At 72.1% G+C, this 8,180-nt stretch carries 6 protein-coding genes and 1 pseudogene; 4 read left to right on the top strand and 3 right to left on the bottom strand.

Annotation, left to right across the window (positions count from 1 at the left end; translation table 11 throughout):
- Both G3I40_RS23310 and G3I40_RS23315 read right to left on the bottom strand, forming a co-directional pair.
- The coding region (locus G3I40_RS23310; RefSeq protein WP_203644651.1) for an FAD-dependent oxidoreductase at positions 1 to 387 on the bottom strand (387 nt) is incomplete at its 3' end.
- A gap of 76 nt (positions 388 to 463) precedes the next feature.
- Positions 464 to 784 carry a bifunctional 3-phenylpropionate/cinnamic acid dioxygenase ferredoxin subunit gene (locus G3I40_RS23315; protein WP_164304073.1) on the bottom strand — a complete coding sequence of 107 codons (321 nt, stop codon included), beginning with the start codon at positions 782 to 784 and terminating at the stop codon, positions 464 to 466.
- A gap of 160 nt (positions 785 to 944) precedes the next feature.
- On the opposite strand from G3I40_RS23315, the gene G3I40_RS23320 reads away from it, so the two are divergent.
- From G3I40_RS23320 to G3I40_RS23335, 4 genes are all read left to right on the top strand, one after another.
- Positions 945 to 1,781 carry an IclR family transcriptional regulator gene (locus G3I40_RS23320; protein ID WP_164304074.1) on the top strand — a complete coding sequence of 279 codons (837 nt, stop codon included), beginning with the start codon at positions 945 to 947 and terminating at the stop codon, positions 1,779 to 1,781.
- Between the two features lie 238 nt (positions 1,782 to 2,019).
- Complete coding sequence (locus tag G3I40_RS23325) at positions 2,020 to 3,105, top strand: S-(hydroxymethyl)mycothiol dehydrogenase (protein ID WP_164304075.1); 1,086 nt, start codon at positions 2,020 to 2,022, stop codon at positions 3,103 to 3,105.
- Positions 3,106 to 3,225: 120 nt separating this feature from the next.
- On the top strand, positions 3,226 to 5,688 hold the full coding sequence (locus tag G3I40_RS23330; protein ID WP_164304076.1) for an FAD-dependent oxidoreductase: 2,463 nt from the start codon (positions 3,226 to 3,228) through the stop codon (positions 5,686 to 5,688).
- A 35-nt stretch (positions 5,689 to 5,723) separates the two neighbouring features.
- Complete coding sequence (locus G3I40_RS23335; RefSeq protein ID WP_164304077.1) at positions 5,724 to 6,842, top strand: aromatic ring-hydroxylating dioxygenase subunit alpha; 1,119 nt, start codon at positions 5,724 to 5,726, stop codon at positions 6,840 to 6,842.
- A 47-nt stretch (positions 6,843 to 6,889) separates the two neighbouring features.
- Here G3I40_RS23335 and G3I40_RS23340 read toward each other — a convergent pair.
- Positions 6,890 to 8,180 (bottom strand): annotated as a pseudogene (locus tag G3I40_RS23340) (hypothetical protein); the annotation flags it as partial.

The following is an 8,180-nucleotide window of genomic DNA, read 5'->3' on the forward strand; positions in this document are numbered from 1 at the left end:
GTCGAGGGTGCGCAGGGTGTGCACGCCCGCGAGGTGCGGGCCGGGCAGGGAGCGGGCGCGGGCTCCGGTGGCGACGACGACGCCGTCGCAGCGGACGGTCCTGCCGTCCGCCAGGAGCACGCTGCGGTCGCGGGCGTCGAGCCCCTGGGCGCGGACGCCGAGGAGCCACTCCGCGTCGAGTTCCCGCGTCTCCTCGGCGTCGGACAGGGCGAGTCGGCCCTCGTCGGTCCGGCCGGCGAGGAAGTCCTTGGAGAGCGGGGGCCGGTCGTAGGGCGCGTGCGGTTCGTCCCCGACGATCACCAGGCGCCCGTCGAATCCCTGGGCGCGCAGCTCGCGCGCCGCATACGTCCCGGCGAGCGAGGCGCCGACCACGGTCACGGTCCTCATGAGGCAGTGCCCTTCTCTTCGCTGACGGGTCACACTGGTGAGACGTCGCGGACGGGTCCACGCGGCGCCGTCGGCCTCATGCGGCGCTGTCCGCCGAGGCGGCCGGATGGACGTGGATCACGCCGTCGTCGACACTCACCCGGTGGGTACGCACGGGACGGCGTGCGGGCAGACAGGTCGGCTGCCCGGTGCGCAGATCGAAGGAAGCCTCGTGGAGCGGGCATTCGACCTGGCAGCCTTCCAGCCAGCCCTCGGACAGCGAGGCGTCCTGATGGGTACAGGTGTCATCGATGGCGTACAGCTCCCCTTCCGCGTGGAACACCGCTATGGGTGGGGCGGTGTCGACGCGGACGGATTCACCGACGGGGAGGTCTTCGAGGCGGCAGACGGGAATCACGGGCCCCCCTCTGGGTCCAGGACGCTTCGGTAACATGATGTTTCACATAGTGCACGAGGGAGCGCTATGCGCAACAGAATCCGAGTCGAGTGCCCGTCGCGTCAAGGGCTTCTCGAAGATGCGGCCCGTCATCGGGCCGCCAGGTGGTGAGAGTTGAGCTATGACCCGCAAGCAACTGCAGGTTGAGCCGGGTGCATCGGATCCGACGACCACAGCGGGCACCGAGAAGCCGCCCCGGGGCGCGGCGGGCGCGGTCCAGTCCGTGGACCGCGCGGTGAGCGTGCTGGAGAGCCTCGCCCGGCACGGAGAGGCCGGAGTCACCGAGATCGCCGACGAGTTGGGCGTCCACAAGTCCACGGCGTTCCGACTGCTCGGCGTGCTGGAGAACCGGGGCCTGGTCGGTCAGGCCAAGGAGCGCGGCAAGTACTACCTGGGAGCGGGCATGCTGCGCCTGGCGGGGGCGGCGGCAGTGCGCCTGGACATCTCCCAGGAGGGCGCGCCCGTGTGCCGCGAACTCGCGGACGAGGTGGGCGAGACGGTGAACATCGCGGTGCTCGACGAGGACATGGCAGTCAACATCATGCAGGCGCGCGGGCCCGCGTCCGTGACCGCGCAGAACTGGCTGGGCCGGCGTACCCCGCTGCACGCCACCTCCAGCGGGAAGGTGCTGTTCGCGCACCAGCCCGAGGTGGTGCGCGAGGGCCTGCTGGCCCGTACGCTGCCGCGGTTCACCGAGCACACGATCACCGGCACCGCCGCACTGCGCGCCGAGCTGGAGTCGGTGGTGGAGCAGGGATTCGCCGTGGCGGTCGAGGAGTTGGAGCTCGGTCTCGCCGCCGTGTCCGCGCCCGCCCGCGCGCACGACGGCAAGGTCATCGGTGCGATCAGCGTGTCCGGGCCGGTGTTCCGGATGACCGAGGAGAACCTGCCCGCGCTGGCCAAGCGCACGGCGGCGGCCGCCGCCGATCTCTCCCGTCGGATGGGGCACGGCCTCTGACGCGGCCGACAGCCCACTGCGGCCGAGTCCCGCCGCCCCACGCGGAGTCAGGGAGACCTGGCTCCGCGTTCTCGTGCGCCCGGCCCCTCGTGTCGCGCGCGTTTCCGGTCGGCCGCGCCGTTTTGCGAAGGCTTAACTCCCGCCCCTTGACGGGCCCTTGATGACATTCCCAAGATGGCCCCTGAGTCTCTTATCACGCAACTGATCCTGCGATACGCAACAGCAGAGGAGTTGGGTCGTGCCTCATGAGGTCCGCGCCGTGGTCGCCGTGAAGAAGAGCGCCCCCGTCGAGGTGCAGACGGTCGTCGTGCCCGATCCGGGCCCGGGCGAGGCCCTGGTGCGCGTGCAGGCCTGCGGGGTCTGCCACACGGACCTGCACTACCGGGAGGGCGCGATCGACGACGGCTTCCCGTTCCTGCTCGGGCACGAGGCGGCCGGCACCGTCGAGGCCGTCGGCGGCGACGTGAGCGACCTGGCCCCGGGCGACTACGTGATCCTCGCCTGGCGCGCGCCCTGCGGCACCTGTCGCTCCTGCCGTCGCGGGCGCCCCTGGTACTGCTTCGACTCCCGCAACGCCGCGCAGCCGATGACGCTGCTCGACGGCACCCCGCTCAGCCCCGCCCTCGGCATCGGGGCCTTCGCCGAGAAGACGCTGGTGGCCGCCGGGCAGGCGGTGAAGGTCGACCCGGCGGCGCGGCCCGAGGCGGCGGGCCTGATCGGCTGCGGTGTGATGGCCGGTTACGGCGCCGCGGTGAACACGGGCGGGGTCGGGCGCGGCGACACGGTCGCCGTCATCGGCTGCGGAGGTGTCGGCAACGCGGCGATCGCCGGGGCGTGCCTGGGCGGCGCGCGCAAGGTCATCGCCGTCGACATAGACGACAAGAAGCTCGACCGGGCGGAGCGGTTCGGCGCCACGCACACCATCAACTCCCGCGGCACGGACCCGGTCGAGGCGGTCCGCGCGCTCACCGGCGGCTTCGGCGTGGACCTCGCGATCGACGCGGTGGGCCGCCCGGAGACGTACCGCCAGGCGTTCTACATGCGCGACCACGCCGGCACATTGGTCCAAGTGGGCGTGCCGGACCCGGAGATGAAGGTGGAACTCCCGCTGGCCGACCTGTTCGCGCGCGGCGGCGCCCTCAAGTCGTCCTGGTACGGCGACTGTCTGCCCAGCCGCGACTTCCCGGTCCTGATCGACCAGTACCTGTACGGGCAGCTCGATCTGAACGGCTTCGTCAGCGAGACGATCACCCTCGACCAGGTCGAGCAGGCCTTCGCCAAGATGCGCGGCGGCCAAGTGCTGCGCTCCGTCGTGGTCCTGTGAAGCGGGGCCGGCTCACTTCCCAGGCTCCACTTGGCCTCCACAGGCCCTCATAAGCCCTCATAAGCCCGCGTTCGCGCTCGTAAGTCCTCATAGGTCCTCGTAGGTCTTTGTAGGAGGGGCATGTCCAGCGCACCCGAAACCGTCTCCCCCCGGATCGTCGTCATCGGTGCCGGCATCGTCGGCTGCTCCCTCGCCGACGAGCTCACCGCCCGCGGCCTGCACGACGTCACCGTCCTCGAACAGGGCCCGCTCCCCGCTCCCGGCGGCTCGACCTCGCACGCGCCCGGACTCGTCTTCCAGACCAGCCCGTCCAAAACCCTGACCGCGTTCGCCCGGTACACCGTGGAGAAGTTCTCCGCCCTGGAGGCCGACGGCCTGCCGTGCTTCCACCCCGTCGGCGGCCTGGAACTGGCGACCACCCCCGAGCGCTGGGCCGACCTGCACCGCAAGGCGGGCTGGGCGGGCTCCTGGGGCGTGCGCGGGGAACTCGTCTCCGCCGCCCGCTGCAAGGAGTTGTGGCCACTTGTCGACGAGTCGATGATTCTCGGCGGCTTCCACACGCCCGACGACGGCCTGGCCCGCGCCGTGCTCGCCTCCCGCGCCCAGATGCACCGCGCGCAGGAGCGCGGCGCCCGCTTCCTGGAGCGGCACACCGTCACCGGCATCGACCAGCAAGGCGGCCGCGTCACGGGCGTCGTCACGGACCGCGGCACCTTCCCCGCCACGCACGTCGTCTCCGCGGCCGGCTTCTGGGGACCGGTGATCGGACGCATGGCGGGCGTCGACGTCCCCTTGCTGCCGCTCGCCCATCAGTACGCCCGGACGGGGCCGCTGCCGCAGCTCGCCGGGGCGAACGATCCGCGCACCGAGGCGTCGAAGCCGATCCTGCGCTTCCAGGACCGCGATCTGTACTTCCGTGAGCACACCGACCGCCTCGGCATCGGCAGCTACGCCCACCGTCCGCTGCCCGTCGATCCGTTCGCCGTCCTGCCGTACGACGAGGCGCGCGCCCGGTCCCTCGACATGCCGTCGTCGCTGCCCTTCACCGAGGAGGACTGGGCGCCCAGCTGGCGGGACTGCCAGGAGCTGATGCCCGCGCTGCGCGACGCGACCGTCGACGAGGGCTTCAACGGCGTCTTCTCCTTCACCCCCGACGGCATGCCGGTGCTCGGCGAGTCCCGTGCGCTGCGCGGCTTCTGGCTGGCGGAGGCGGTGTGGGTGACGCACTCGGCGGGCGTCGCGAAGGCGGTCGCCGAGTGGATCGTCGACGGGCACGCGACGGTCGACCTGCACGAATGCGACGTGCATCGGTTCGAGGGGGCGCAGCGTTCGCCCGCGTACGTGCGCGAGCGCGGCGCACAGCAGTTCGTCGAGGTGTACGACGTCGTCCATCCCCTGCAGCCGATGGAGCACCCGCGCCCGCTGCGCGTCAGCCCCTTCCACGCCCGCCAGCAGGAGCTCGGCGCGTCCTTCCTGGAAGGCGGCGGCTGGGAGCGTGCGCACTGGTACGAGGCCAACGCCCCGCTCGTCGAGGGTGCCGAGAGCCGGGACCCCTGGGCGGCCCGCCACTGGTCCCCCGTCGTCGCCGCCGAGGCGCGCCACACCCGCGAACGGGTCGCCCTGTACGACATGACGCCGCTGCGCCGCCTGGAGGTGACCGGCCCCGGCGCGCTCGCGTTCCTCCAGCGCATGACGACCAACAACGTCGCGAAGAAGCCGGGCGCGGTGACGTACACCCTGCTCCTCGACGAGAAGGGCGGCATCCGCTCCGACCTGACGGTGGCCCGGCTCGCCGCCGACCGCTTCCAGGTGGGCGCCAACTCCCCCGCAGATCAAGTGTGGTTGGAGCGCCACGCTCCGGACGACGTACAGATCCGCGACCTCACCTCCGGCACCTGCTGCATCGGCGTCTGGGGCCCGCTCGCCCGCGACCTGGTCCAGCCGCTCACCCGGGACGACTTCTCGCACGAGGGCTTCGGCTACTTCCGCGCCAAGGAGACCTACCTCGGCCACGTCCCGGTCACCGCCATGCGCCTGAGTTATGTCGGCGAACTGGGCTGGGAGTTGTACACCACCGCCGATCTGGGGCTGCGCCTGTGGGACACGCTGTGGGCGGCGGGACAGGAGTGCGGCGTGATCGCGGCGGGGCGGTCGGCGTTCAACAGTCTCCGCCTGGAGAAGGGGTACCGCGCCTGGGGCACCGACATGACCGAGGAGCACAACCCCTACGAGGCCGGGCTCGGCTTCGCCGTCCGTCTCGACCACGGCGACTTCCTCGGCCGGGCCGCACTCGAACACCTCCCGCCGCCGCGAAGGGTGTTGACCCCGCTACTGCTGGACGACCCGTCCGCCGTCGTCCTCGGCAAGGAGCCCGTGTACGCGGCAGGGGACGCCGGGGCGCCGTCCGGCTACGTCACGAGCGCCGCGTACGGATACACGCTCGGCCGCTGTGTGGCGTACGCCTGGCTGCCGCCCCTGCCCGCCGGATCGGCCGTGCACATCGAGTACTTCGGCGAGAAGGTCCCGGCGACCGTCGCCGAGGAGCCGCTGTTCGACCCGAAGATGGTCCGCATCCGCCGCTGACCGCCGCCGCGCACCCACCGCCCGAGGAGTCCGCCATGACGACGCTCCCCCTGCCGCCGAGCCTGGCCGCCACGCTGCCGGGCCGTTACTACACCGACCCGGAACTCTTCCGCACCGAACAGGAGCGGATCTTCGAGCGCATGTGGTGCTGCGCCGTCCGCAGCGCCGATCTCGACAGGGCCGGCGCGTTCCGCACCGTGCGGATCGGCCGCGAGAGCGTCCTGATCACCCGCTCCCGCAGCGGCGCCCTGAAGGCCTTCCTCAACGTGTGCCGGCACCGCGGCGCCCGCCTGTGCACCGAGGAGCAGGGGCAGGTGCGGCGCAACCTCCAATGCCCGTACCACGCCTGGACCTACGACCTGGACGGAAGGCTGATCGCCGCGCCGAACCTCGTCTCGATGCCGGACGTCGACCGCTCCGCGTACGGCCTCGTCGAGGTCGCGCTGCGGGAGTGGCTCGGGTACGCGTGGGTGTGCCTGGCCGACGCGCCGCCCTCGTTCGAGGAGACGGTGGTCGGGGCGGCCGTCGAGCGGCTCGGCGACGCGGCCGCCATCGACAGGTACCGCACCGCCGACCTCGCCCTCGGCCGGCGGATCACGTACGACGTGCGGGCCAATTGGAAGCTGATCGTCGAGAACTTCATGGAGTGCTACCACTGCGCGACCATCCACCCCGAACTCACCGACGTCCTCCCGGAGTTCGCGGACGGTCTCGCCGCGCAGTACTACGTGGGGCACGGCGCCGCGTTCGGCGAGGACGTGTCGGGGTTCACGGTCGACGGCAGCGCGGGCTTCGGCACGCTGCCCGAGGTGGCCCCCGACCAGGACCGCCGCTACTACGCGATCACGGTCAAACCGACGGTCTTCGTGAACCTGGTGCCCGATCACGTGATCCTGCACCGCATGTTCCCGCTGGCCGAGGACCACACCTCCGTCGTGTGCGACTGGCTGTACGCCCCGGACGTCGTGGCGTCCGGGGCCGACGTGTCGAAGTCCGTCGAGCTGTTCCACCGGGTCAACGCCCAGGACTTCGCCGCGTGTGAGCGCACCCAGCCGGCGATGGCGTCGCGCGCGTACCGCGACGGCGGCGTCCTCGTGCCCAGTGAGCACCACATCGGGATCTTCCACCAGTGGCTGCGTGAACAGCTCGGGTAGGGCGTGTTGCGAAAGTCCCGGCGTACGCCCGAACCGCCGGCCGGTCCCTAGGCCTCCTGCCCGAGCGGTTGCGCGGCCGGTTCCGGCTCGGCGGGGCGCTTGAACATCCGGGTGGCCGTGATCTCGCCGTGCACCGTCTCCCCGGCGGGGTCGCCGGCGGTCTGCTGCGGCAGGCCCGGGCGCAGATGCTCCTCGACGCTGATGTACTTCAGCCCCGCGCGCAGGTCCGCGTCGTTGCGCAGCCGGATCACCAGCGGGAACTCGGCGAGTGCCGTCGTGTCGAACAGGCCCGTGGTGTAGAGGAGTTGGACGCCCAGCGCGTCCGACACGGCGCGCTGGAGCTCCAGCAGGTACGTGGCGTTGGCACGGCCGATGGGGTTGTCGAGGAACAGCGTGCCCGCGTGCCGGTGCTTGTCCCGGCCCCGGTCGTTCGACCTGAGCGCCGCCATCGTGCAGTACAGGGCGATGGCCGCGGTGAGCAGCTGGCCGCCGGAGAACACGTCGCCCATCTGTCCGACCGGGACCCGCTCGGCGCGCAGTACCGCGTCCGGCTTGAGGATCTCGACGGCGACGCCCTTGGGCTCCAGGGCGGCGCCGACCCCGCGCAGCAGCAGCGACATGCCGTCGCGCCGCAGGTCGGAGTTCTTCTTCACGGCAGCGCGAGTCGCCTCGTCGATGACGTCGCCTAGCCGCTCGGTGAGCGTGGCCTGGTCGGGCTCCTCGAAACGGATCCGCAGGAACTCCTGGCCCGACCACTCGCCGAGGCCTTCGGGGAGGCGGGACAGGCGCTGGGCGGAGCGCAGGGTCGCCAGCGCCGACTCGACCAGGCCGCGCAGCCGGTCCACGATCGAGTCGCGGTTGCGCTCCAGCTGTGCCAACTCGTCTGTCAGCACCCGCAGTCGGGGCGCGAACGCGTCCGCCCACTTCTGCGCGTGCTCCGGCAGGGAGGCGGCGGGCAGTTCCCGGATCTGCTGGCGCGCGGGCGTGCGCACCTGCTCGTAGCGCGTGGAGTTCGCATGCCGTACGAGGATGTCGCTCGCCTCGCGGACCGCCGCCTCGGCGGCGGACAGGTCGGCGGAGCAGCCGCGCAGCGAGCGCCGCGTCTCGGCGGCGGCCGTGCGGGCCTCCTCCAGGGTGCCGGGGTAGGGCTCCTGCTCCTCCTGGTCCTCGCCGTCCGCGTGGTCGCGCAGCAGGTCCCGCAGGAGCGCGGCCGTCTCGTCGAAGCCGCCTGCGCCGTCCTCGGCGGCACGGTGGGCGTCGACGAGCTCGGCGTGGGCGGCGCGGGCGGTGGTCAACGCCTCGGTGCGCGCGGCCAGTTCGGCGGTGGCCGTACGCAGC

The sequence above is a fragment of the Streptomyces sp. SID14478 genome, assembly GCF_010548525.1.
GTDB lineage: Bacteria > Actinomycetota > Actinomycetes > Streptomycetales > Streptomycetaceae > Streptomyces.